This is a genomic window from Maribacter sp. 1_2014MBL_MicDiv (assembly GCF_001865655.1).
GTDB lineage: Bacteria > Bacteroidota > Bacteroidia > Flavobacteriales > Flavobacteriaceae > Maribacter > Maribacter dokdonensis.
The window spans coordinates 3,843,528-3,867,319 of the sequence record NZ_CP011318.1; the positions used below are offsets into that span (position 1 = coordinate 3,843,528).

The window sequence follows — 23,792 nt, forward strand, 5'->3', positions numbered from 1 at the left end:
AAATATTGAACACATTTTCCCAATTAGTCCAAAAACGAGCATTGAATATAAAAAATTAGGGTCTAAGCTTAATGCTTAGACCCTAATTAACGGATTATGTATTCTATTTATTTACGCCACAGAATAGCATATTAACCCATAACTCTATACCGTTTGAGATGTAGTTTTTGAAAAGTATTTTTTCTTCAACCAAAAGGAAACCTTTACTAAAAAAATCAATGCAGGTACCTCAACCAAAGGACCAATAACTCCAGCAAATGCTTGACCGGAATTTAGACCGAATACGGCAATAGCAACTGCAATGGCCAATTCAAAATTGTTTCCGGCTGCCGTGAAGGCCACTGAGGCTGTTTTATCATATTCCGCTCCGGTTGCCTTAGTGAAAAAGAAACCTATGATAAACATTAATGTAAAATAGATAAGTAACGGTACTGCAATTATCAGCACATCCATTGGTATTTCTACAATCAGTTCACCTTTTAAAGAGAACATGATAACAATGGTGAATAATAGCGCTATCAACGTCATAGGTGATATGGCGGGAATAAATTTGGTGGTGTACCATTCTTCGCCTTTTAATTTCACCAAAATCAATCTACTTAATATGCCCATTAAAAATGGTAACCCTAAATAAATGGCTACACTTTCTGCTATGGTGCCAATTGATATATCTACTATGGCACCCTCAAAACCGAAGTAGGGAGGAAGCACGGTGATAAATATCCAAGCATAAAAGCTATAGGCAAATACTTGGAATATACTGTTCAATGCTACTAAACCTGCGCCATATTCACTGCTACCATCGGCAAGATCGTTCCAAACCAATACCATGGCAATACAACGAGCCAAACCAATGAGTATAAGACCTACCATATATTCTGGATAATCTGATAAAAAGGTAATTGCCAAGATGAACATTAACACAGGACCAATGATCCAATTTAGGATTAAGGAAATAGACAGAATTTTAGTGTTTCTAAATACCTTTGGTAACAACGCATAGTTCACTTTCGCCAATGGCGGATACATCATTAATATGAGACCTATGGCAATAGGAATATTGGTTGTGCCACTGTTGAAGGTGTTTATGATATCTGGAAAGCTTGGAAAAAAATAACCGATCCCTACGCCTAAAGCCATTGCGGCAAATATCCACCAAGTTAAATTTTTATCTAGAAAACTTAATTTTTTAGATGCCATTTCTATTTATTGATTTGTGAGAATATGTAAAACAATTCCGTTGCAATTTGAATACTTCTTTCGGCGTATTTTTCAGCTTGTTGCGGTGCGTTGTCAAAAGCCTTTGGGTCTTCAAAAGTAATAGGAACCCTTTTTTCTGCACCAGCAATAAATGGGCAACCGCCATCTGCTTGGGAGCATGTCATCACCGCTGCAAATTCAGATGTGGGATTAAACGGATCTTCATATGATTTTGAAAATCCTATGACCGGATGCTCGTTCTCAGAAAATTTAATGGCATAAACCGGATTGCTGGTTTCTGAAAGTTTTTGAATCTGAAATCCTTGATTCTTTAAAGTCTCCGCAACCATTGGAAATAAAGCGGTAGCCTCTGTTCCGCCAGAATAGCAATTCACATTTTTGATATTGAAATATGTTGCCATCGTCTGTGCCCATACTTGAGAAAGGTGACTTCTTCTTGAATTGTGGGTGCAGATAAAGTTTATTCTAATAGCTGAATTAGCTGTTGTTTTCTGTTGAATAAAATCTATTAGCGGCTGTAAAACTTCTTTGCGTTCTTCTGTAATTGAATCAGTATTCAAAGAGCTGATCAATTGCGCTATTTCTGGTAACATAGTTGTTTCTTTAGTGATCATGTTATGGTGTATTTTTAATGGTTAACAGCAGTTTCCGTCTGGTGAACAACAAGGTTCGTTATTGATTTCTGAAAGATTTAATTTTGGTTTCTCTACCGGTATGCCACAGTTGTCTTTTGCCAAACAGTCCGTTTGCTTAGATGTTAGTATAAAATTGGTACCGTCAAAATCTAATCCGAATTTCTCAATGGTATTGCCTTGGTACTCAACTTCTATTTCCAAATCTTCTATTCCAAGTATCTTTTCAGACAGTTCAATAATGTGTATTAATTTCTCTGGGTGTAATCTGTGGTCATAATCATCTGCATTCCATAGTTGAAAGTTGACCACTTCTTCATTACGGACCGTGCCGCCACAATCAATAAAGTTTTTGGTTATTTTACCTACCTCGGTAACATGAAAGTGATTTGGTACCAATTCGCCATTCGGTAATTGAAAGGCAATAGTGTCAAGTGCTGCTAAGTGCTTTTTAACTTCTGATAGTTTCATAATGCTATGTTTTAAATTTTTGTATTTATATTAGTACATCGCAATAATGCGATAAAAGGATTGAAATTTTTTTAACAACAATTATTGTTAGAAATATCTTGATCTAGAAAGTGTGTCATAATATCTTTCATGCTCGCCCAATTTTCTTTGTCAATACAATAGCAAACACTGGTGCCTTCTACATTGCCTTTAATTAAACCTAAATTTTTAAGTTCTTTTAAATGCTGTGAAATAGTAGGTTGTGCCAAACCTATTTCATTGACCAAATCTCCACAGATACAAGTATCTATTTTAAATAGATGTTGTAAAATGGCTACGCGAGCAGGGTGACCAAATGCTTTAGCGAACAAGGATATCTTGTTCTGCTCATCAGTAAACATTTCAGTTTTTGCTAAACCCATTCTTTAAATAATTGTTTCATTGCAATATTACGATATAATGTAGAACAACAAAGATAATTGATCGTTAAATTTGTGTTATGTGAAGGCTATAAATATAAATTAGAGCCTATTTCGTAGGGAAAAATAATTCTTTTTGCTTCTTTCTAAAGGCTTTAGGGGTTTCGCCTACAGCTTTTTTAAATGTTTTTGTAAAGTATGAATTGTCATAAAAATTAAAGAAATGGGCAATTTCTTCGCTACTCATATCGGTATATACTAGATATCTTTTTATTTCTATAATCAACTTTTCATTGATTAGTTCACTTACGCTCTTGCCCATAGCCTTTTTGGTAATGCGGTTAAGGTTTTGCGGTGTCATATATAATTGAGCGGCATAATCTACCACACTTCTATTATTTTTAAACTGTTTGTTTATTAAAGACTCTAAAGCCATCATATGCTGGGTGTCAACAGTTACTTTGTTTTCTTTTGAAGCTCTGTAAAGTCTTGATAGTTTTACGAGGACTTGGGTGAGTTGGGCTTCAAGCATTTCGTATTTTAAAAAGTCATCATTCACATATTCTGTGTCCATTTCATTTATAAGCCGTTGAAACATCAGTAAATCTTCTTCTGATAATTCAATAAAGGGCTCACTTAAAAATCTGTTGAAAATGGGTAAGGATTGTAACCATTGTTGTGCCCCATGTCTTAATATAAAATCTGCCTGAAAGAGTACACCAATACCTTCTGTAAACTCACCGTTAATAGCGAAAACTTGCCCTGGGCTACCAAAATAGACCGTGTTTTTTTTGGGTTTATAACTATTGAAATCAATATTTAGCTCACTATTGCTTTCTACAAAAAATGAGATGCCGTAGTTAACGTTTCTAAACGGATTGCCACTTTTTATGTATTCGGGCATATTTTCAGGCTTCAATAAAATAAATTTCGGCTGCGTGCTGCTCTTTTGATTTCCGTAATCAGCGTACAGTTCCGGTATTCCAATTTGTGGTATATCTTCCATAAAAAATGGTATTTATTTTTTTAAAACTACCATTTTATGAGCTAAATAGTACTTTTTTATGGTGTAATGTTCTAATAATACCATAATTGGGTGTTTAATTACCATTTTTACGATTAGATGCTACGTTAACTTTGCGCCTCTAAATAGATAATTCTAATATGATGCGTAAATCTGAATTTGGTATGAAGAATAAATACCTGTGGTATCTACCAAAAAGTCTTTCAATTGTTTTTTTGGTGCTATTAACTATAAGCTGTGGTAACGAAGAAAAACCCAAGGTAAATAAAACCATTAAGGTAGAGGTTATGAACGTTGGTCTCAATGCCAATAATTCTCAAAGTAAAGTAGCTTATAATGGTACAATAGAAGCAGATGTAGCTATTAAATCTAGCTTTCAAGTATCTGGTAATGTATTGCATGTTCCTGTATCTATTGGCGACTTTGTAAAGAAGAACCAATTGATCGCGCAAATTGATGCTACTATTTACTCTAGCCAATATGAACAACAACTTGCCCAGGTGCGTTTGGCAAAAGAAAATTACGAGCGTATCAATAATGTTTTCCAAAAAGGAAGTATTGCAGAGATAAGAATGTTAGAAGCTAGATCACAATATGAGCAGGCACAGGCAGCAGCAAAAATGACCTATGAAAATGTGCGACATGCAAAACTATATGCTCCAATGGACGGGTATGTTAGTGACAAAATGATGGATGTTGGTGATTTGGCGCAACCTGGTCAACCGGTAGTGGAAATCGTGAATATCAACGCTGTAAAAGCTGTATTTCCAATACCTGATGGAGAAATCAATTCCATAACAAAAGGTGATTCTGCAAATGTAAATCTCCCAACATTGGACAAATCAGTTATAGGAATTGTTGATGAAGTTTCCATACGATCCAATCAAGGTTCACCAGTGTATACGGCGTATGTAAAATTGAACAATCCTGATAAGCAGATAAAACCTGGTATGACCTGTAATGTGCGTTTACAGGATAGGGTAGACCAGGATAAAAATGTGAAAGAGGTTATCGTAATTCCTTCAGAAAGTATTGCGGTTACAGAAGATGGAAAACAGTATTTATATATAGTAGATAATGGTATTGCAGAAAGAAAATATATAGAAACTGGCGAATTGTATGATAGTGGTATAGTGGTTAAAAAGGGACTAGCCAAAGGAGATCATCTTATTATATCTGGTTATCACAAACTAACACAGAGTACACCGGTAGAAATTGTTAATGACGCTAAGTAGTTTTTAAGATGAAGAAAAAAAGCGGAGCCATAGATTGGGCCTTTAAACATTCTACATTTCCTATAGTACTTGCGTTATGCTTGGTGCTCATGGGTGCTTATGGGCTATTTAACATGCCTAGAAACGAATTCCCCGACTTTACCATAAGACAAGGTCTTATCATTGGGTCGTATCCGGGTGCCTCTTCTGAAAAGGTAGAGCAAGAACTGACCTCAAAAGTAGAAGAGTTTTTATTTGGGTACAATGAGGTTGATAAGACTAAAACCTATTCGTATTCCAAAGATGGCCTAATGTACATCTATGTAGAGATATCGGACAAAATTGACCATAATGCTACTGAACAGTTTTGGAATAAATTAAAGTCAGAGGTATTGATTTTTCAACAGCTTGAGCTTCCAAGAGAAGTTCAGGGTGTTATGGTAAACAGTGATTTTGGTAGTACGGCTGCCTTAATTCTTGGTGTACAGTCAGATTCTAGACCGTACAAAGATCTGCAACGCCATGTTGAGGATATAGAAGATGAGTTACGACAGATAGATAACATGGCGAAAATTTCGCATTCGGGCGGACTTACAGAGCAAATTGCCGTGTATGTGGATCAAGATAAATTGGCTAGTTATGGTATAACGCCTAGCAGTATTTCCAACAGTTTACAAAATCAAGGTGCCGTGGTTAGTGCGGGTACCTTGGAAAATTCGGAAAGGGAAAGACCTATCTATCTTGAAACTTCATTGAAGACCGAAGCCGATATTGCCAATCAATCCATAAAAACGGAAGAAAACGGAAATATCATACGTGTACGAGATGTTGCCCGTGTTGTTCGTGAATATGATGACCCAGATTCTTATTTGACCATTAGCGGCTCTAAGGGTATGATCATTACTTTAGAAATGGCGAAGAAAGGCAACATTGTTCAATTCGGTGAAGAAATTGATGAGCGATTAGAAAAGGTGATCAGTGAATTGCCAAGTGATATTACCATTACAAAAATTGCGAATCAGCCAGAAGTGGTCGATCATTCTATAAGCCACTTTATGAAAGAGTTTGGTTATGCCTTGATCGGTGTAATCATCGTTACCCTAATATTGCTTCCGTTTAGGGTGGCATCGGTGGCGGCAGCAACCATACCTATTACCATTTCTGCAACACTTGCCATAATGTATTTTATGGGAATAGAACTGAATACGGTAACGTTAGCGGCGCTTATTGTGGTGCTGGGTATTGTGGTAGATGATCCTATTGTCATTATAGATAACTATGTAGAGAAACTTGATGAGGGTATGACAATACCTGAAGCTGCCGTTAGTAGCGCCAAAGAACTTTTTCCATCTGTATTTACCGCAACATTGGCTATCTCGGCAACATTTTATCCGTTGTTGTTCTTCATGGAAGGTGTGGCATCAGATTTTATTAGTGCATTTCCGTACGTTATAATTATTGCGCTTGCATTATCCTTAATCATATCTATTTTATTGGTGCCTTTCATTAATTCACTTTTCATAAAAAAGGGATTACATGATAACCCTCAAGAAAAAGGACAAGATGATAAAAAATCTATGTTGGACAGACTGCAATCCTTTTTTGACAATGCGGTCAATAAAGCCATGGAGCGTTATAAATTGACCATTGGTTTAGGTATTTCGGCAGTAGTGGTTGGTGTATTGCTTTTTGGAGGCATTAGCCAGCAGTTATTTCCAAAAGTGGAACGTAATCAATTCTCAATAGAGATCAATTTAAACCCAGGGAGTAGTCTAGATGAAACTACCAGGGTGGTAAACGGATTGGAGAAAGTATTAAAAGCCGATGAACGTGTAGCATTTTACACCAGTTTTATTGGTCAAAGTTCTCCTCGTTTCCATACGCTGTATGCACCAAACCTGCCAGCAAAAAACTATGCGCAAATTTTGGTAACCACCATATCTGACGATGCTACGGTTGAGGTTTTGAACGAGTATGATGAAAAATATGCGGATATGTATCCAAATGCATATTTAAGAATGAAGCAATTGGATATGGCAGGTACCAATGCGCCTATAGAGGTAAGGTTGTATGGTACTGATGTTGATCAGCTTAAAAAGTATGGCGATACCATAATCAATATTGCACGTAATACACCAAAAACACTTTGGAGCAGAACTGACTTTGGCAGTATGAAAGAAGCTGTTAAAATGGATGTTAAGCAGAATGAAGCTGCAAGGCTAGGTCTAAACAACAGGGATATTGCCAATGCCGTTGCAGTGACCACTACAGGTTTAAAAGCTACAGAGGTTTGGGATGAGGAGTATACTATTGATGTGAAGATTAAAAGTGAGAATCAGCATCGCCAAAATATATCGGATCTGCGTCAGCTATCCATAATTTCTGCACAAAAACAAGCAAAGGTTCCTTTACGACAAGTAGCTGAGATTACTCCGAAATGGTCTCAAGAACAAATTACCAATAGAAATGGAAACCGTTGCCTTACCGTTAGTGTAGACATTACCAAAGATGCGGTTGCCAATGAGGTACTCGCAGAAATGATACCTCATATTGATGAGATCACCTTTCCCGAGGACATCAGAATAGAGTATGGTGGTGAGTATGAGCTGCAAATAGAGAACAATAAACCAATGGGACTTTCCCTTATGCTTAGTGTGGTATTGATTTTCTTGATACTGCTATGGCACTTTAAAAACTTTATGCACGCACTTTTAAGTTTTATCACCATGCCATTGAGCATTTTTGGTGCGGCTTTAGGATTGATATTGATGCAGTATCCTTTTGGATTTACCTCATTCCTTGGTCTTTTAGCGCTTTGCGGTATTGTAGTAAGAAACGGAATTATATTAATTGATTATGCTGATGAGTTAAGGCATGAACATGGCTATAGAGTTAAAAAAGCGGCTATTCTAGCAGCGGAAAGACGTATGCGCCCTATTTTCTTGACATCTTCCGCAGCAGCTGTAGGGGTAATACCTATGATCGTTAGTCGCTCTAGCTTATGGGGACCGTTGGGTACCGTAATTGCATTCGGACTCATGTTCTCCATGGTACTTACTTTATTTGTTCTTCCTGTGTTGTACTGGTTGTTCTTTAGAAAAGAGGATAATGAGACTACCACGGAAGAAGTGGTCAACACTAATGTTTAATAGTAGAATTTAAGTAATGAAACATATAAATACCTATTTATTCAAGGTTGGTAAATCACGTAACTTTTTAACGATATTTTGTTCCGTAGCTATATTTGGGAATGTTTTTGCCCAACAAATTTCATTGGAAGAAAGTAAAGAAGCTGCTTTAAAGCATAGTAATGCCATTAAGAACGGTTTGCTGACCATAGAGAAGTCAGAAGCCTTTAAACGTGAAATGGTGGCAAACTATTTTCCTAATGTAGAGGCTAGTGCACTTGGGCTATATGCGCCCAATGATCTCATTGGTCCTATAGACGGTTTTCTTCCCAATGGTATAGATAACTTATATAATGCCAGTGCAACGGCAACCGAATTAATTTATGCCGGCGGAAAAATTAGAAACTCCAATGCATTGGCAGATATACAACTTGAGACTTCTCAAATTAGGGCGGAACAAGCGGTAGATAGCGTTTTGTTGGTAACCGAAAATAAGTTTTGGCAATTGGTACAAATACAAGAGCAACAAAAAGTGATAGAGACCAATGAAATTTATCTAGATGAACTCTTAAAACAACAGCAGGATCTATTGGAAGCGGGTCTTATTGCAAAAAACCAATTGTTACAGGTAAAGGTCAACCGTAGCGAATTGCTTTTAAATAAAAGTAGATTGGAGAATATGCGCAAACTGGCATTGCTGGATTTTTCTCTTTATGTAGGCGTGGCTTATTCACCCAACATGAAAGCTGCTGCAGATTTTGATCAAACGATGGTTCCTGATTTTATGTATACCGAGCCAGATATGGATCTTACTGGTAACAGTAATTATGAACTGCTTGAAAAATCTATAACGGCAAGTAGCCTGCAGACTAAAATGGCAAAAGCAGATATGTTACCTTCTTTAGCGGTAGGAGTGAGTGCCGTTGAATTTGGTGCTTTTGATGAAGATTTTGATAGTCAGTTTACCGGCTTTGCCTTTGGTTCTTTAAGTATCCCTATTTCAGATTGGTGGGGTGGCGGTAAACAAAGCCTTAAGCAAGAAAGAATACAAGAAGAAATAGCCCAGAACAACCGAATGGATAGTATAGACCAATTAAAAGTGGCTATTACCCAAAGTTGGTATGATTTGTTGAATGCACACGAGCAAATTCAATATGCATTGGAAAACAAGCAACTGGCAGAAGAAAATTTGAAAGTGCACAGAGATAATTATGATAACGGCTTAAGTAATTTAACCGATTTATTAGATGCACAGGCCATGGCGCAGAATGCCCAATCTACATTGATAGACGCCTATACAAATTATGAAAATAAAGAAATCACTTATCTGTACAGAACGGATCAATTGGTAGTTCCAAGTTTAGAGAGTTTAAAGCAATAACCGCAAGCTATAGCCTAAACTTTATATTTCAGTAATTTTTAGATTGCCAGCATCACTAAAGAATATCAGGTCCGTATGAAAATGAAACAGATATTTAGAATGTTGACCCTGGCGGTAATGTGGCTGATTGCTATAATGGTGTTTGACATAGTGCTGAATATAAAAATTTTTCAAAGTGAAGATTGGCTTGCTTATTTAGAATATACGTTTACCTCAATTTTACCATTTGTGCTGGTTTATTCTTTAGTAATTAGCGCAAGCGATGTTTTTTTGTTACGTAAAATACTTAGGGATTATCCGTTTGCTAAAGTGGTATTCATAAAAGCCATTTTACAATTTGTGGTGATGTATTTTATACATTTTGTAGGTACATATATAATTTTTGAATTGATGCCACCAAGTTCAAATGAAGCGGTCAATGCACATTATGCCTATTTAGGGTCTTCACTAAATTTATTCTATATCATATATTTTTTTGTAGTTAGTTTTCATTTCAGTTTATATGCACAGGTTTCTAGAAAATTTGGTTCTACAAATCTTTATGATATTATCATGGGTACTTATTTTAAACCGAAAGAAGCTCAGCGCATTTTTATGTTTTTAGACCTTAATCAATCTACGACAATAGCTGAAGAAATTGGGCACCTTAAATATAGCAGACTCATACAAGAATGCTTTAGCAAGTTAACCCATCATATTGAAAATTATGATGCTGAGGTGTACCAATATGTTGGGGATGAGGCGGTGCTTACTTGGCAAAAATCTAACAGTATTGCTGCACAACAATGCTTGGACCTATTTAAAGATTTTCAAGATAATTTAGATGCAACGGCACAAGAATTTGAAAATGAGTTTGGGTTGGTGTCTAAGTTTAAATTTGGTGTATGTTATGGTACGGTAGCCATTGCTGAAGTTGGAGACTATAAAAGGGATATTGCTTTTCATGGCACCGTTTTAAATACGGGGGCTAGATTGTGTCAATTATGCAAAGAAATCAATGAAGATATTCTTTTCTCGAATTCGTTCTTTTCACTTTTGAACAATGGCGTAGACCGGTTGGATTATATAGGAGACTATATGCTTACAGGAAGAACGTCTAATGAAAAAGTGTATCGCTTATTAAGCTAGAATTCTGTCATGCTTTTTACAAAAAAAATTTGTTGACATGAAGTGATGTTAAATTACAGAAGAAAAATCTGGAGTAAGAGATTTTATTAGTTTGACAATTTTAAGGTGTCTTTTTAACCGAATACATTAAATCAACAATTTCTTAACCTAAACTTTTGAAAATGAGTATTTTCTATGTTACTTTTATAATAGAATAAAATACTATAAAAAATGGCACTGAAAAAACAAGTAAAAGGAAAATATACATTAGTCACCTTTACCATAGCGGAAAATGAAGCACCAAGTACGTCTAACGTAATACTATTGGGCGATTTTAATAATTGGCAGACAAACGATAGTTCTTTTCAAATGGAGAAGAAAGGTAGTAGCTATGAGAAGAGTGTAAAACTAGAAAATGGTAAAAAATATGAATTTAGGTATTTGAGTGATGATAAGGGATGGTTCAATGACCATGCTGCAGATGCATATGTGCCTTCTCCATATTTTGGAATAGATAACAGTGTGGTTGATTTAAGTGCTTTACCGGAAAAAAAGAAAACTGTAAAGAAAGTTGCCGCTAAAAAGCCAGTAGCTAAAAAAACGGTTGCCAAAAAGCCTGTAGCAAAGAAAACAACGACCAAGGCCAAAAAAGATGATCTTAAGAAAATTGAAGGTATTGGCCCTAAAATTGCATCAATATTGACCGATAACGGTTATGGTACTTTCAGTGCGCTTAGTAAGGCATCAGTAAAATCTTTAGAGGAAATTTTAAAAGCTGCTGGACCTCGTTACACTATGCACAAACCAGGTACATGGCCAAAGCAAGCTAAATTGGCAGCTTCTGGTGACTGGGATAAATTAAAAACTCTGCAAGATAAATTAGACGGAGGAAAGTAAACTAGCTATACACTACAGTACAAAAGCCCCAACTTTAAAATTGGGGCTTTTGTATTTAACGTTTTTGGAGTGTTGTAATGAATTCAAAAAACAACAGGCTTTTTCATTTCTAAGAAATTAGGTGTCCGTTTTTTAAAATGCCTTTACCTTTTGTGTGCTTATGTAGCACAAAAAGTATAATGTTAGGTCTTACTGGGTAGCAGTGAAATCTTGCCCTTCATATTCGGCCCAAGAGCAGTCTGCAGGTTCTTCTAATACACTTTTTACCATTTTAATGAGTTTGGGGTCTTCATCTTTAAAAATAGATTCTCCGCCCATTATTAAAGCCCTGCTTAGTTCGTCGTTCATTTTGTCGGTATTTTTGGTCAGGTAGTTTAATTGACCTAATCTAAGATGTAAAAAGGGGTTGCCAATAGTATCCTTAAATTGCATTACAAAATTGAAATTTTCAAAAGCCTCGTCTATCATACTTGCCGCAAAATATACTTCTGCTATATGTGCAATAATATATCTACCCGCCCTGGTTTTTTTTTGATCATCGGTAAGAGATTCATATATGTTTAAAAGTTCATTGGTCTTAGTTTCAGCATCTTTTTCATTGTTAAGCACAATTGAATCTATTTCTAACATACGAGCTTCAATAGATTTAGGTACGTTTATGTATTTCTTGATTTTTTGTACATCTACCTTTTTATTCATTGCAAGTTGATTAAACTGTTGTTTACTATTATTCTTCTTAAATAAATTGAATAATCCCATATGTTATATTTTAAATATTGATCAAAGGTTTGTTGGGTCTCTAAAAATCAGGAAAATTTTCAGCTTTTGTTATATTCCAGTCCTCTTTTATAATGCTGTAATACACATCATTTCTACTGTTGCCATTGGGTGCTATGTAATTATTTCTAAATAGACCTTCTTTTTTTGCTCCTAACTTTTCAATGGCTCTTTGCGATCTTAGGTTGTCTTCATCAGCACTGAATTGTATTCTTCTAAATCCGATATTTTCAAATCCGAATTTTAGTAATTCATATTTGCAAGCATGGTTAAGTCCTGTGCCTTGAAATTGAGTACCATACCAAGTCCATCCAATTTCACATTTTTGACTTGTTGTATTAAGATAGCCATATCTGGTACTTCCGGCTACTTGATCTGTTCGTTTGTCTATAATAAGAAACGGGTAGCATACGCCCATATCTTGGTCGTTCAGAGTATTTTTTATATAATTTTCAAATTCGAGCTCGTTATTCATGGTCATACCCATATAAGTCCAAATATCTGTATCAAAAATTATGTTTTTTAATTCTTTGTTCCTCTTGTTTTTAAATGGGAGTAAAAGCACTCTATCATTTTCTAATTGAATAGTAGTGTTTAAAAGTTCTATGTTCATACTCAACGCATTTTTGTATGTAAGCTGACAATATAGCCTGTGTAAATGATATAAAGACTAATTGTAGGCACTAAAAAAATAGATACCCTCAAAGATTATTTTACAAATATCAAAAACCTAATTTATAAGAAAAGATCAACAACTTTTGAGTTCAATGTGATAGATAAAAGTCAATACTCTAAAGCTCCATAAAGTCATAGTTTGTACTGCTTTTATTTTATCATTTTCATCATGCACAACAAGTTTATCTTTAAATGATTTTATATGCTTGGTCCATAAACTACCAGTGGTATCTTCCAGTAAAAAATAAAATCCACTTTCTCCAATTCTTTTTCCCAGCGATTGTAAAACTAATTCACCGTTACTGCCTACACTGGGCTCTAGAATAACGGTTGCATTTCCGTTTGGTAATGGAAACATCGCCTTAATACAGCTTTTTCCATTTGGTATTATACAAGTTTCGTATACCCCGGAATATACTACTTGATTGCTTTTTGCAAATGTTCTTAGCCAAACTGTTCTTTTTAATTCTTTGCTTTTTTTGTCTACTAAGTGGATAATGTCACTTTTTAAATTTTTGGCATCTGTATTGTTTTTCATGGGAAGATTTAATTGTTCAATTCTATTGCTGAACAATATTTTTAGCAAGAAACCAAAAGCTTTGAAAAAAGGATTCCATTTTACGGTAAGGTCAAAATCGTAGTTACTCGTATTTTCATAAAAATCTATTACTTTTTTAGATAAACGCTCCTGTTCTTGTGATGTAAGCCCTAGTTGGTTAATAGATTGTATAAGTCCCTTGTTAATTTGGTTTGATTCTATTTCCAATTGCTCCCTAACAGCTAATTGCTGAATGAATTTTTGACCAATACCTTTTGTGTTTCCAAACGGACCAACTAACCATTCATAGTCTTTGCGAATTATTTTTTTACCAAAAAGTATAACCCATTGCTGCGTTATCCAATCTTGAAAATTTTGTTTTAATGATGCTATTTCCATCAAGTTGTATGCATTTCAAAGTATGGAATATAGGTGTCTTTTTCCTGCCATGAACCAAATTCTGAAATGGGCTTAAACCTTAAAGTTACAAACTCAAAATGAAAACTTTTTCTCTCTCTTTCTTTCATGGCATTTGCATGTCTTTTGGGTTGAGCCATTTTACTATGACCGTGGACCATATTGGTCATTTCTTTTTCTGTTTTCCAGATAGAGAAAGTTGAAATGGTATTGGGAAATTTAAATGATGCCATTGATAATAGGGTGCCGTTGTGATCACGGACCAATTTTTCAACTGGTCTGCCCCAACGTAAGAACCTAGGAATTGCCCATGGTTTCATTCGTGCTATGGTCACGGCAACTACTGGTGAGGAAGCTAATTCTAATGTTGCCTTATGTTCCGGTATTTTGAATTTGCTGGTTTTTCCCCATTGTCGCATAAATGCCAGTCGTACATGCCAACCATTGTTTAGTTGGGCACCAAATTTCTCTTTTTGTAAATAGTCATCAAGTGCTTTTTCATTTTCCCATTGTGCAAATACTGCCATCTGTCTTGTTAAAAATCTTGATGGGGAAAAGATAGGGGCACCTAATTTCATTGCTGTCATATACTCAGCATGTACAAGACCGGGTGTTTCTTTGTCTAGAGGGTTTACAAACAAACTTTTCACTGCATATGAAAATGATATTTCAACCAGGTGATAAGTAAATATATTCATAAACGTATTTGTGGAATTTGACCTTACTAAGAGTACTAAAATACAAAGAAGGTTTAATTATCTTTTATTGTATTAGATTATCCTTTTTCAGGTAACGGTAGGCACTTAATGTGATGCAATACTATTTTGAATTTGATGCTAAATAAGAATGTAGAGGTAGCTTTAGTTCTTTAGATATAATGTTTTGTATTTAATGAGTTGAAATATGAGGGTACTGAAAATGCTTAGTTGATTAAAAGTGTTTATTCCATAAAAATAACATAAGTTCCTGTTTCAGTATTCAATTCAAATTCGGAATTGAGGACCATGATTTCATTGTAATCCGTATAAGAACAACAGTCTTCTTTTTTTCTTTCGGTATCTACATAAAAGTCAAAAATGTGATTATTGGCTATATGAATTTCTAAATTCACTGTTTCTGTTTCCCACCCAATTGAACTAATATGAATAATGTTGATGTCATTTTCCGAAATAAAGGAAAAATCTATAGGTTCATCATTATTCAAGTTGTCGGTTATTGTAATTTCATTGGAGTTAAATGTCCCATTTGTGAATAAATTTTCTCCGCTTATTTTGTCAACAATTTCAAAACTGAAACTTTGAGGTGGAGTAAAACATTCTCCACAATTGTCGTTATTACAACTTTGGAAAATTATTGTAAAAAGTATTACTAATAAGTAGACTTTTCTCATTTGTAGTTTTCTATATAGATGTAATTTTTTTGAATAGTTGCGTACTGAAATTAGATAGCACTATCGGATTCGCACAGGCAAACAAGGTGATGCACCTCTCGGCGATCGCCTACAACCTCAAAACCTGCCTGCCGGCAGGCAGGAGTAGCTGAAATTCGAGAATAAACACCCGAAAAGTGGGTTGGGAAAGCTTGCCCTGCCATTATTCGTAAAAATAATGGTCCATTACTTGAAAAGCCTTTCTCCGGCGCACCCAAAATTTAGGTTTAGATTCTGACATGGCATTAAAAAAGCCCCTTAAAGAGGCTTGTATCGATAGTGATTATTTCTAATTATTGGCTTGAGCAACGGTTACCGTTGTTACCCACAGTATTTTTCTTTTTTAAATTCAGTAAACCACCAAGTATAACACAAGACATACCAATTAAGTATGCTATGTAAAATGGCTCGTTAAAAAAGATTATTAAAAAAATTGATGATAAAACAGGTGTTAAAAAAACAAATGGTGCAACAAAAGACGCTTCTCCAATTTTAAGAGCTTTAATCCAAAATATATATGAAAGACCATTTACTAAAAATCCATTAATTAGAATCGGTATTACTGTATTTAAATTGGGTATCTTGAATTCAGAGTAAAAGTTCATTGATATAAAAGAAGCGAAACTTGCTGTTAAAAAGTAAATTGTTAATAATAGCATATCATCCATTTTTATTTTTTTACTTAACACAGAAAACAATGCAAAAACAAATGCTCCAGTAAACACTATTAAGTCGATATTTATATTTTCAAATTTTAATTGTTCAAAATTTCCTTTTGTAAGAACTAAGAAAACACCGATAAATCCCAAGAGAATAGATGTTGTTTTAGATATTGTTAGTTTTTCTTTCAATAGAATGAGGGATAGTAAAACAATTAAAATTGGCCAAGAATATTGTACAATTAACACCTCCATTCCTGGTGCATTAGCATAGCCAAAATATAATAATACATAATATAAATAGGTGCCTAAAAAACCTAAACAAACAGCTTGGAACCATTTGATTTTTGAAATATCACGTAGTTTTTGAAGGTTTTTTTTAAAAAGGCCAATACCTAAAAAAAACAGTAAAGAAGATAGGCTTGACCAAAAAAGAAATTGATGGTTATCTAATCCATTTTGTCCTAACTTAGATACTACAGGAATCAATGCCCATAGAAATACGCAGGCTATAATATAGATGATAGATTTATTCATAGAAATTTACTTAACATTTATTAGAATGCACAAACTTCTATTTTCTCTTTGTAAACTAATAGGACTATTTAGGATTAGTATGGTATTATTTGGAATTTAAATTTAATCTAGAAAATTCTCTATACGTTATAGGTGTTTTTTCAAAATGTTTTTTAAAAGCTTTTATAAAATAAGAGCTTTCAGAGTAACCGAGTTCTCCGACAATTTCTTTAACACTCAAGTCACTGTAACGTAACATTCTTGCGGCTTCATTTAATATGTAGATTTCTAGAAATTTTGCTGATGTTAGCCCTGTGTTTTTTTTGAGTATTTGATTCAACTTTTTTTGAGAAGTAGCTAATTGTCTAATATAGTAAGCCATTTGTTTTTGTTCTTTGTATTGTGTTCTTACCAATTGTACAAATTGTTCTAATATTTTTACATCACTATCTAAATCTTCTATTTCTGTAAAGTTTTTAAATCCCTTTATTTTAATGAGTAGTATATGTAAATAATCCTGTAAGATAGTAACAGTACTATTTTGGTTCTTATTAAAATAATGATTTAAAAGATTAAATTCATTATTAAGTATTTTAATTTCTTCACTCGGTATTTTGATATAGGCTTGATCAATGTTGTGAAACAGTAGAGTAGATTTATTCTGAAAACGGTCTAAAAAACTATCGCAAAAACTAACAACAAAACCTTGAACATCTTTATTATATGTTATTTTGTGTAAGTAATAAGGTGCTAAAAGAAAAATAGTTCCGCTTGTAAAAGTGTACTTTCTATTCTCTATTATATGAACTCCAGAACCGTTTTCAATCCAGACAATCTGATAAAAAATATGTCGATGTAATGATGTTCCATCATTATTTAAGGTTTGGTACCTACCATCAATAATTTTGTCTACTACAATTTTTTTATCATACTTCTTAAGTAATTTTTCAAACTCTTTTTTTATCACTTAATGGTGTTTTTATATTGAGCACAACGTTTATTTATATGGAAAGTTACGGTTTTGTATGCGAGGATTTTCCGAAGGAAAATCAGACTTAACAGAACAAGCAACGACCTTTAAATTTGACCTAAACCAGCAATTTTTTATATACTGCTTAAGTTTGATTCTCAGTAAATTGTTAATATAACTAGAAAGAACAAAAGAGAGAATTAAGGTTACTATACACGGTGAAGCTTTAGACTTCGGCAACATTGATAATCCTCTCTCTTTTACTACTTAGATCACGTTCAGTTTCCTGCCTGCCGGCAGGCAGGTGTGAGACCTTAGATCTCGTTTTCAAGTTGTTGTGAGCAGAAGTAGCCGGTTCTTTCATAAAACATATCTTATGAATAAATATAAAGAAACTTTTGGAGTCGACATCAGTAAAGATGTCTTTGATGTACATGGTAGTAACAAAGGTCACGACCAGTATAAGAACGATGAAACCGGATTTAAGAAATTCCTTAAGGAACTGCCCAAATGTTCATTGGTCGTTATGGAAGCTACCGGTTATTATCATTATAGACTTGCCCAGTTTCTTTACAAAAATGAAGTAATAGTTTCAGTAGTAAACCCATTATCCGTAAAACGTTTCATTCAAATGAAACTGGCTAAAGTAAAAACGGACAAGAGCGATGCCAAGGCTATATGTGAATATGCACAGGTCAACGAGGTACCTATTTGCAATGCCTTGACGGACATCCAGAGCGAATGCTTACAGTTGTTCCGGTTATTGGATATCTATTTAAAACAACGTACCGCGACCAAGAACAAGATACACGGAGAAGCAGTTCTGGGCATACCTTCAAAGTTTGTTTATCGTTCCTTGATACGTAATAAGAAACTGCTCAATAAAGAGGTAGCCGCTATCGAATCAAAGATTCTGTCATTGGTAAAAGAGGACCAACAGGAGCAATTGACTTTATTGATGTCAATACCCGGTATAGGTCAAAAGACTGCATTGTTCTTAATTGTTGTCACTGACGGTTTCAACAAGTTCAAAAATGCCGCACAGCTTTGTAGCTATGTAGGTATAACCCCCACGATACGGGAATCGGGGAGCAGTGTAAGAGGTCGTGCGAGAATAAGTAAGGTCGGCAATAGAAAGCTTCGTAATCTACTGTTTCTATGTTCTTTCAATGCCTGTAAACATAACAAGCCATGCAAAGAAGTATATGAGCGGATCGTGAACAGGGGAAAGAGCAAGAAATTGGCATTGATAGCAGTTGCCAACAAACTATTAAAGCAGTCTTTTGCTATCGTAAAATCCGGTAGGCCGTATGATGAAACTTACGTTTCTACATTGCCTAGATAAATAGAAGATATATCTAATAAAAAAAGCTCAAAGAATCAAGTTATTGAATCTATGAGCCTGAAATAATATTGTCTCGGATTAAAGAAGAATTTGTTTGTTTTTTATGTCAGTTCTTTGTTAGCAACTGGCATTTATTCAAATTCCATAACTTGTCCGTCTTCAGGAATTAAGGTTTTTTCAATTAGTCCTTTACTTGTTAATTCTGAGGCTAATTCTTTTCTTGTAATAGGACAATGGTTCACTGCTTCTAAATGGTTTGCAATTACTTTATTAGGCGAATTTTTTATGAATTTCACGATGTCTTCCATTCTCATCAATAACGGTTGAAAAAGGTCTAATTGGGCACGTCCACTCGCTACCACACTAATATCTGGTTTGTATTCCGATAATACTCTGTTAACATCGTCTGTGTAAATCGTGTCAGCACTTAAATAGATAGATTTCTCATTTGGCAATTGTATATAAAATCCCATTACATTACCCATTGGTTTGGCTATAAATCCGTAACCGTGAACTGCCGGAATACCTTCGATTGTTCCTCCCAAAAAGTTGGAAGTTTCCCAATAGTTGATAACCTGTGTAACATTTAAACCACGTTTGCGAAGTATTTTTTCGTCTTTTACACTACAGGTTACCGGAATGTTATTTGATTTTAAAAACGTTTCTGCGTCTTTATCTAAATGGTCTGGATGCAAATGCGTGATTAAACAATGCGTGGTTTTATTTACAATATCCATTGCATTAGTAGGTAAATCGAGAATTGGATTTCGTCTTGGTTTATACCTAAATAATGTAAATGTTGGTCCTGCTGTTCCTTTAGCACCTAACATTGGGTCTACTAAAATGACCTTGTCGTTGGTTTCGATAACCATTGTGGCATTTCTAATGTGTGATATCTTCATAATTTTAGCTTTCTAAAAGACAAAATTAGAGTGACAATTATTCAATTACATTGATTTGAATCAAGAAATTCGTTTGCGAATTCTACTCAATGTTTCAGGTGTAATATTGAGAAAGGAAGCAATATGATATTGTGGAATAGTTAACAACCAATTTGGTTTATAAATAAGTAACTCGTTGTATAACTCTTCGGATGATTTGGTTACTCTATTGTATTCAAAAAGCTCTTTTTGTTTTAATAGTTTTTGAAATGATAAATCAATAAATGATTTTCCGCATTCATATTTATTTAAAATTTGTCTGAAAGAATTTTTATCAATACTCAACAATTCTACATCAGTTAAGGCTTCTTGGTGTTTTTTAGTGTTTAAATCGTAAATAAATGATGATAAATCTGTGATAAACTGTGGTTCGGTGTAAAAGTTTATGTTTGTTTCTTTGTCTTTAGATGAATAAAACTCTCTAACAATACCTTTATTTAGGAAGCGTAATTGCTTTTCTTCTTTATCTGCTGTCAGGATTTTTGTATTCCTTTTTATTTTCTTAATGCTAAATAAATCCAACAACTCTTTTAATCCGTTTTTATTTAATGGATATTCAGTTTCAAAAAATGATGATATTTTGTTTGTATCAGTGTTCATTCAGCTTGTTGCTAACGGTTTAGCTATGAACAGTACGGGAGCAAACTAGCGTTTGCTTACCGCCACGCACATAGCGAAATCTTATTGTTTTGATTTATTTTTTCTTGTCCAGAGCAAAATCCATAAGATTTTGCGGTCTTCATAAAAATACGCAAACCTTTCGATTAAGCCCGAAGCCCGTATTGTTTATAGGTGTTGTTGGCAAATCGTTATTATTCACAGGTCATATATCTTTTTGAAATCCAATTCATCAGACCAACAATTATTAAATTCTGATTGACAATTTAATTTAAATCCAAACTCAGTTAATTCTCCAGAGTAATATAACACACTCTTTGAAACTCCCGTTGCGAATTCTTTTTTTGGTTTCTCGTTTGCCTTATAAGTTTTATTTCTTGTTGTCTCAAACAATTCCCTTTTTTCGATTTCGAACTCTATTTTGGTGTCCGTTAGTTTAAAATTTGCGAGCGGATTTCCATAATGAGAAATCCCATGTACACCGCTATCTTCAGTCCCAAAATAAAACCCAACTATTTTGGTTTCCACAGTATCTATGAAAATGAAATGGTTTTCTTCTTCGTTTTCAGTTTTGAATTCATAAACACCAATTGCCTCATAATTAATAGGTTTTAAAACCTCTTTATGCTCTTTTTCATAATCCTTCCAAGCTTTATGAGAATCCCAAGCAGCTAAAGGAATTCCAATAAAGTTTGGTAGCACATATGATAGAAAAAAATATGCGAATATAAGGATTCCAATAATTTTTGCTAATCGTTTCATTAAATGTTTGCCAACGGTTTAGCTATGAACAGTACGGGAGCAAACTAGCGTTTACTTTGCGCCACGCACATAGCGCAATCTTTTGGTTTTGCTTTATTTTTTTCTTGTCCAAAGCGAAATCCCAAAGATTTCGCGACATTATAAATTTACACAGATCTTAGCATTTAAAACCTAAGCCCGTATTGTTTATAGGTTGTGTTAGCCACAGCTTTTTTTATTCCTGTTTATATGTTCAGTAACCCATCTTTTAGAACGTAAACCAGATTTGTATTTCCATTCCTTTAGTCGTTGTTGAAGTTCTAGTGTAATGAGTTCATCTTTCGCTTCCAAATCAAAATAGTGTTCCTGAATCATTTTCTTGCTACATATTTCTGATAAGTAGTCATTTAGCAACGCTATCATTTGTTTAGCATCTAATTCTTTAATTCTTGAGGGAATACTTATTCTACTCTTTACATCGATTTTAGATTTTTGCTTTTCAAGTCCCACGTATGTTGCTTGCTGTTTTTTTGATTCTAGTTTTTTATCTCGAACGAATTTTACAAATTTTGGAGAATAATCTAAATCCATTCTCCAACCAAAAAATGCCTTTTGTTTACGGGGATGAAAGTAAAGTAACTTTAGCCATTCCTGTTCAAATTCCTCATCTGGGAATCCATCATTAGTAATTGAAGACCAAAAATAATGTTCCACCCAATTAGATTTCGAAAACTCTTCAAGTGCCAGTACTGAGAGCTGAAATGCGGACGGAAATGATTCGTTATTGAATAATAATATAGAATCAAAGTGTAATCTCAATCCATTTTTAAATGCCTCAGTTGCTAATTTTTTAAACTTGTATTTTGATAATTTTTCGGACATTTATTAAGTTGTGGCTAACAATTGTATATGTACACAATTGCACATATATCTATCATATCGGTAATTTAGGAAAAATAAAAAAGAGAAAAAGATGATTACTTCATCAAGTTAATTTCTGCAATACTTTTTATTCTATTTCTCTCCAAGAAAGCATCAATGGTTTCAAAATGTTCAATTACACGTTGTTCTTTAAACTCAAATACTTTTTGAGATAATCCTTGTAAAAAATCCCTATCATGAGAAACCAGAATAAGTGTACCATCATAAGTAGAAAGAGCTTCTTTTAAAACATCTTTTGATTTTAGATCTAAATGATTGGTTGGCTCATCTAATATTAAAAGATTTACAGGCTCTAACAGTAACTTCACCATTGCCAACCTTGTTTTTTCCCCACCGGAAAGCATGCTTACTTTTTTGTCGATATCATCGCCACTGAACATAAATCTGCCTAAAATATTCTTGATTTGGTTACGAATATCACCAAAAGCGACTTCATCTACCGTTTGAAAAATAGTAAGGTCTGGATCTAATAATGAAGCTTGGTTTTGGGCAAAATATCCTACCTTAACATTATGCCCAAGTTGGCAAGTACCTTCTACAGGTATTTCATTAAGAATAGCTTTGATCATGGTAGATTTACCTTCACCGTTTCTACCTACAAAGGAAACTTTTTCTCCTCTGGAGATAGACATGTTTGCATTTTTAAATACGACATGATCATCATATGCTTTTGAAACATCTGTAACCGTAACAGGATAATCTCCCGAACGTGGGGTAGGAGGGAAACAAAGCTTTAACGAAGATGTATCTATTTCATCTATTTCAATGATCTCCAGTTTTTCTAGCATGCGCTCTCTTGAACTTACTTGATTGGTTTTTGAGAAAGTTCCTTTAAAGCGTTCTATGAACGCCATATTGTCCGCAATGAATTTTTGTTGTTCTTGGTATGCCTTGATCTGATGTGCCCTACGATCTTCACGTAATTGTAGGTAATGGGAGTAGTTTGCCTTATAATCATAAATACGCCCCATGGTAACCTCAATGGTACGATTGGTAATGTTATCTATAAATGCCCGGTCATGTGAAATGACCATTACGGCATTGGCCTTGTTCAATAAGAAATCTTCTAACCAAATCACAGATTCAATATCTATGTGGTTCGTAGGCTCATCAAGCAAAATTAAATCTGGTTTTTGCAATAGTATTTTTGCCAGTTCTATACGCATGCGCCATCCACCACTGAACTCATTGGTTTGTCTTGTGAAATCTTCTTGTCTGAAACCTAATCCTTTGAGTGCTTTTTCTACTTCGGCATCATAATTTACATCTTCAAGCGCATAATATTTTTCACCAATATCGGAGACTTTCTCAATGATACCCATATAGGCATCACTTTCATAATCTGTTCTTGTTTCCAATTCTTTATTAAGCCTCTCCATCTCATCCCGCATATCAAAAACATGCTTAAACGCCTTGGCAGCTTCTTCAAATACCGTGCAGTTGTCCTCGGTAAGCAGATGTTGCGGTAAATAAGCAATAACGGTATCTTTAGGTACGCGTACATTGCCTCTTGTGCCCTTTTGTTCACCGGCAACTATTTTCATCATTGTTGATTTTCCGGCTCCGTTTTTACCCATAAGGGCAATTTTATCGGTTGGGTTAATAACGAATGATACATCGCTAAATAGGGTAGTGCCACTGAATTCTACTGCTAAATTATCTACTGAAATCATGCTGCAATTTTAAAATGCAAAACTAATAATAAGAAGTGGTGCATTTACTAACCGCTTTAAAAACTTATAGATAATCTG

At 34.4% G+C, this 23,792-nt stretch carries 23 protein-coding genes; 6 read left to right on the plus strand and 17 right to left on the minus strand.

The window, feature by feature from the left end:
* Positions 1 to 144 precede the first annotated feature (144 nt).
* The 5 genes from arsB to YQ22_RS16140 all read right to left on the minus strand — a co-directional run bounded on the left by arsB (position 145) and on the right by YQ22_RS16140 (position 3,728).
* Positions 145 to 1,200, minus strand: a complete 1,056-nt coding sequence (arsB, locus tag YQ22_RS16120) for an ACR3 family arsenite efflux transporter (RefSeq protein ID WP_071342007.1) — start codon at positions 1,198 to 1,200, stop codon at positions 145 to 147.
* A 2-nt stretch (positions 1,201 to 1,202) separates the two neighbouring features.
* Positions 1,203 to 1,835 (minus strand): arsenate-mycothiol transferase ArsC, encoded by a 633-nt coding sequence (locus YQ22_RS16125; RefSeq protein ID WP_071342008.1) that lies wholly within the window; start codon positions 1,833 to 1,835, stop codon positions 1,203 to 1,205.
* 21 nt (positions 1,836 to 1,856) lie between these two features.
* Positions 1,857 to 2,324: a DUF6428 family protein gene (locus YQ22_RS16130; protein ID WP_071342009.1), complete on the minus strand. Its 468-nt coding sequence runs from the start codon at positions 2,322 to 2,324 to the stop codon at positions 1,857 to 1,859.
* Positions 2,325 to 2,395: 71 nt separating this feature from the next.
* Positions 2,396 to 2,725: an ArsR/SmtB family transcription factor gene (locus YQ22_RS16135; protein ID WP_058105899.1), complete on the minus strand. Its 330-nt coding sequence runs from the start codon at positions 2,723 to 2,725 to the stop codon at positions 2,396 to 2,398.
* Between the two features lie 106 nt (positions 2,726 to 2,831).
* A complete protein-coding gene (locus tag YQ22_RS16140; RefSeq protein WP_071342010.1) occupies positions 2,832 to 3,728 on the minus strand; it encodes an AraC family transcriptional regulator in 897 nt (298 codons plus the stop codon).
* A 182-nt stretch (positions 3,729 to 3,910) separates the two neighbouring features.
* Between YQ22_RS16140 and YQ22_RS16145 the strand changes: the two genes are divergently transcribed.
* The 5 genes from YQ22_RS16145 to YQ22_RS16165 all read left to right on the plus strand — a co-directional run bounded on the left by YQ22_RS16145 (position 3,911) and on the right by YQ22_RS16165 (position 11,473).
* On the plus strand, positions 3,911 to 4,981 hold the full coding sequence (locus YQ22_RS16145; protein WP_071342622.1) for an efflux RND transporter periplasmic adaptor subunit: 1,071 nt from the start codon (positions 3,911 to 3,913) through the stop codon (positions 4,979 to 4,981).
* 8 nt (positions 4,982 to 4,989) lie between these two features.
* Entirely contained in the window at positions 4,990 to 8,109 is a 3,120-nt protein-coding gene (locus YQ22_RS16150; RefSeq protein WP_071342011.1) for an efflux RND transporter permease subunit, read from the plus strand.
* A gap of 16 nt (positions 8,110 to 8,125) precedes the next feature.
* On the plus strand, positions 8,126 to 9,469 hold the full coding sequence (locus YQ22_RS16155; RefSeq protein ID WP_083414279.1) for a TolC family protein: 1,344 nt from the start codon (positions 8,126 to 8,128) through the stop codon (positions 9,467 to 9,469).
* A gap of 81 nt (positions 9,470 to 9,550) precedes the next feature.
* Complete coding sequence (locus tag YQ22_RS16160; RefSeq protein WP_198033490.1) at positions 9,551 to 10,597, plus strand: adenylate/guanylate cyclase domain-containing protein; 1,047 nt, start codon at positions 9,551 to 9,553, stop codon at positions 10,595 to 10,597.
* A gap of 210 nt (positions 10,598 to 10,807) precedes the next feature.
* Entirely contained in the window at positions 10,808 to 11,473 is a 666-nt protein-coding gene (locus tag YQ22_RS16165) for a helix-hairpin-helix domain-containing protein (RefSeq protein ID WP_083414280.1), read from the plus strand.
* Between the two features lie 189 nt (positions 11,474 to 11,662).
* On the opposite strand, the gene YQ22_RS16170 is transcribed toward YQ22_RS16165, so the two are convergent.
* From YQ22_RS16170 to YQ22_RS16200, 7 genes are all read right to left on the minus strand, one after another.
* Positions 11,663 to 12,232, minus strand: coding sequence for a hypothetical protein (locus tag YQ22_RS16170; protein ID WP_071342013.1), 570 nt, complete (start codon positions 12,230 to 12,232; stop codon positions 11,663 to 11,665).
* A 40-nt stretch (positions 12,233 to 12,272) separates the two neighbouring features.
* Positions 12,273 to 12,863 carry a GNAT family N-acetyltransferase gene (locus YQ22_RS16175; protein ID WP_071342014.1) on the minus strand — a complete coding sequence of 197 codons (591 nt, stop codon included), beginning with the start codon at positions 12,861 to 12,863 and terminating at the stop codon, positions 12,273 to 12,275.
* A gap of 135 nt (positions 12,864 to 12,998) precedes the next feature.
* The gene (locus YQ22_RS16180; protein ID WP_071342015.1) at positions 12,999 to 13,862 is read right to left on the minus strand and encodes a hypothetical protein; all 864 of its coding nucleotides are present in this window, start codon (positions 13,860 to 13,862) and stop codon (positions 12,999 to 13,001) included.
* On the minus strand, positions 13,862 to 14,578 hold the full coding sequence (locus YQ22_RS16185) for a hypothetical protein (RefSeq protein WP_071342016.1): 717 nt from the start codon (positions 14,576 to 14,578) through the stop codon (positions 13,862 to 13,864). The genes YQ22_RS16180 and YQ22_RS16185 overlap by 1 nt, the downstream gene beginning before the upstream one ends.
* 242 nt (positions 14,579 to 14,820) lie before the next feature.
* Positions 14,821 to 15,270 (minus strand): hypothetical protein, encoded by a 450-nt coding sequence (locus YQ22_RS16190; protein WP_071342017.1) that lies wholly within the window; start codon positions 15,268 to 15,270, stop codon positions 14,821 to 14,823.
* A 332-nt stretch (positions 15,271 to 15,602) separates the two neighbouring features.
* Positions 15,603 to 16,505, minus strand: coding sequence for a DMT family transporter (locus YQ22_RS16195; RefSeq protein ID WP_071342018.1), 903 nt, complete (start codon positions 16,503 to 16,505; stop codon positions 15,603 to 15,605).
* 85 nt (positions 16,506 to 16,590) lie between these two features.
* Complete coding sequence (locus YQ22_RS16200) at positions 16,591 to 17,451, minus strand: helix-turn-helix transcriptional regulator (protein WP_071342019.1); 861 nt, start codon at positions 17,449 to 17,451, stop codon at positions 16,591 to 16,593.
* A 379-nt stretch (positions 17,452 to 17,830) separates the two neighbouring features.
* Between YQ22_RS16200 and YQ22_RS16205 the strand changes: the two genes are divergently transcribed.
* The gene (locus YQ22_RS16205) at positions 17,831 to 18,799 is read left to right on the plus strand and encodes an IS110 family transposase (RefSeq protein ID WP_071342020.1); all 969 of its coding nucleotides are present in this window, start codon (positions 17,831 to 17,833) and stop codon (positions 18,797 to 18,799) included.
* A gap of 131 nt (positions 18,800 to 18,930) precedes the next feature.
* Here YQ22_RS16205 and YQ22_RS16210 read toward each other — a convergent pair whose 3' ends face one another.
* The 5 genes from YQ22_RS16210 to YQ22_RS16230 form a co-directional block, all read right to left on the minus strand.
* Complete coding sequence (locus tag YQ22_RS16210) at positions 18,931 to 19,701, minus strand: MBL fold metallo-hydrolase (RefSeq protein WP_071342021.1); 771 nt, start codon at positions 19,699 to 19,701, stop codon at positions 18,931 to 18,933.
* Between the two features lie 60 nt (positions 19,702 to 19,761).
* Entirely contained in the window at positions 19,762 to 20,340 is a 579-nt protein-coding gene (locus YQ22_RS16215; RefSeq protein ID WP_071342022.1) for a Crp/Fnr family transcriptional regulator, read from the minus strand.
* 216 nt (positions 20,341 to 20,556) lie between these two features.
* On the minus strand, positions 20,557 to 21,120 hold the full coding sequence (locus tag YQ22_RS16220) for a hypothetical protein (RefSeq protein WP_071342023.1): 564 nt from the start codon (positions 21,118 to 21,120) through the stop codon (positions 20,557 to 20,559).
* Between the two features lie 198 nt (positions 21,121 to 21,318).
* Complete coding sequence (locus YQ22_RS16225; RefSeq protein ID WP_071342024.1) at positions 21,319 to 21,981, minus strand: AbiV family abortive infection protein; 663 nt, start codon at positions 21,979 to 21,981, stop codon at positions 21,319 to 21,321.
* A gap of 95 nt (positions 21,982 to 22,076) precedes the next feature.
* On the minus strand, positions 22,077 to 23,714 hold the full coding sequence (locus YQ22_RS16230; RefSeq protein WP_071342025.1) for an ABC-F family ATP-binding cassette domain-containing protein: 1,638 nt from the start codon (positions 23,712 to 23,714) through the stop codon (positions 22,077 to 22,079).
* Between the last annotated feature and the right edge of the window lie 78 nt (positions 23,715 to 23,792).

What these genes read in the sequence shown, in the direction of transcription:
- YQ22_RS16215 (WP_071342022.1), bottom strand. Translation starts at nt 20,340, where the DNA reads ATGAACACTGATACAAACAAAATATCATCATTTTTTGAAACTGAATAT.
- YQ22_RS16210 (WP_071342021.1), bottom strand. Translation starts at nt 19,701, where the DNA reads ATGAAGATATCACACATTAGAAATGCCACAATGGTTATCGAAACCAAC.
- YQ22_RS16130 (WP_071342009.1), bottom strand. Translation starts at nt 2,324, where the DNA reads ATGAAACTATCAGAAGTTAAAAAGCACTTAGCAGCACTTGACACTATT.
- YQ22_RS16145 (WP_071342622.1), top strand. Translation starts at nt 3,911, where the DNA reads ATGAAGAATAAATACCTGTGGTATCTACCAAAAAGTCTTTCAATTGTT.
- YQ22_RS16225 (WP_071342024.1), bottom strand. Translation starts at nt 21,981, where the DNA reads ATGTCCGAAAAATTATCAAAATACAAGTTTAAAAAATTAGCAACTGAG.
- YQ22_RS16125 (WP_071342008.1), bottom strand. Translation starts at nt 1,835, where the DNA reads ATGATCACTAAAGAAACAACTATGTTACCAGAAATAGCGCAATTGATC.
- YQ22_RS16165 (WP_083414280.1), top strand. Translation starts at nt 10,808, where the DNA reads ATGGCACTGAAAAAACAAGTAAAAGGAAAATATACATTAGTCACCTTT.
- YQ22_RS16195 (WP_071342018.1), bottom strand. Translation starts at nt 16,505, where the DNA reads ATGAATAAATCTATCATCTATATTATAGCCTGCGTATTTCTATGGGCA.
- YQ22_RS16140 (WP_071342010.1), bottom strand. Translation starts at nt 3,728, where the DNA reads ATGGAAGATATACCACAAATTGGAATACCGGAACTGTACGCTGATTAC.
- YQ22_RS16135 (WP_058105899.1), bottom strand. Translation starts at nt 2,725, where the DNA reads ATGGGTTTAGCAAAAACTGAAATGTTTACTGATGAGCAGAACAAGATA.
- YQ22_RS16220 (WP_071342023.1), bottom strand. Translation starts at nt 21,120, where the DNA reads ATGAAACGATTAGCAAAAATTATTGGAATCCTTATATTCGCATATTTT.
- YQ22_RS16190 (WP_071342017.1), bottom strand. Translation starts at nt 15,270, where the DNA reads ATGAGAAAAGTCTACTTATTAGTAATACTTTTTACAATAATTTTCCAA.
- arsB (WP_071342007.1), bottom strand. Translation starts at nt 1,200, where the DNA reads ATGGCATCTAAAAAATTAAGTTTTCTAGATAAAAATTTAACTTGGTGG.
- YQ22_RS16205 (WP_071342020.1), top strand. Translation starts at nt 17,831, where the DNA reads ATGAATAAATATAAAGAAACTTTTGGAGTCGACATCAGTAAAGATGTC.
- YQ22_RS16150 (WP_071342011.1), top strand. Translation starts at nt 4,990, where the DNA reads ATGAAGAAAAAAAGCGGAGCCATAGATTGGGCCTTTAAACATTCTACA.
- YQ22_RS16175 (WP_071342014.1), bottom strand. Translation starts at nt 12,863, where the DNA reads ATGAACATAGAACTTTTAAACACTACTATTCAATTAGAAAATGATAGA.
- YQ22_RS16230 (WP_071342025.1), bottom strand. Translation starts at nt 23,714, where the DNA reads ATGATTTCAGTAGATAATTTAGCAGTAGAATTCAGTGGCACTACCCTA.
- YQ22_RS16170 (WP_071342013.1), bottom strand. Translation starts at nt 12,232, where the DNA reads ATGGGATTATTCAATTTATTTAAGAAGAATAATAGTAAACAACAGTTT.
- YQ22_RS16160 (WP_198033490.1), top strand. Translation starts at nt 9,551, where the DNA reads ATGAAACAGATATTTAGAATGTTGACCCTGGCGGTAATGTGGCTGATT.
- YQ22_RS16185 (WP_071342016.1), bottom strand. Translation starts at nt 14,578, where the DNA reads ATGAATATATTTACTTATCACCTGGTTGAAATATCATTTTCATATGCA.
- YQ22_RS16155 (WP_083414279.1), top strand. Translation starts at nt 8,126, where the DNA reads ATGAAACATATAAATACCTATTTATTCAAGGTTGGTAAATCACGTAAC.
- YQ22_RS16180 (WP_071342015.1), bottom strand. Translation starts at nt 13,862, where the DNA reads ATGGAAATAGCATCATTAAAACAAAATTTTCAAGATTGGATAACGCAG.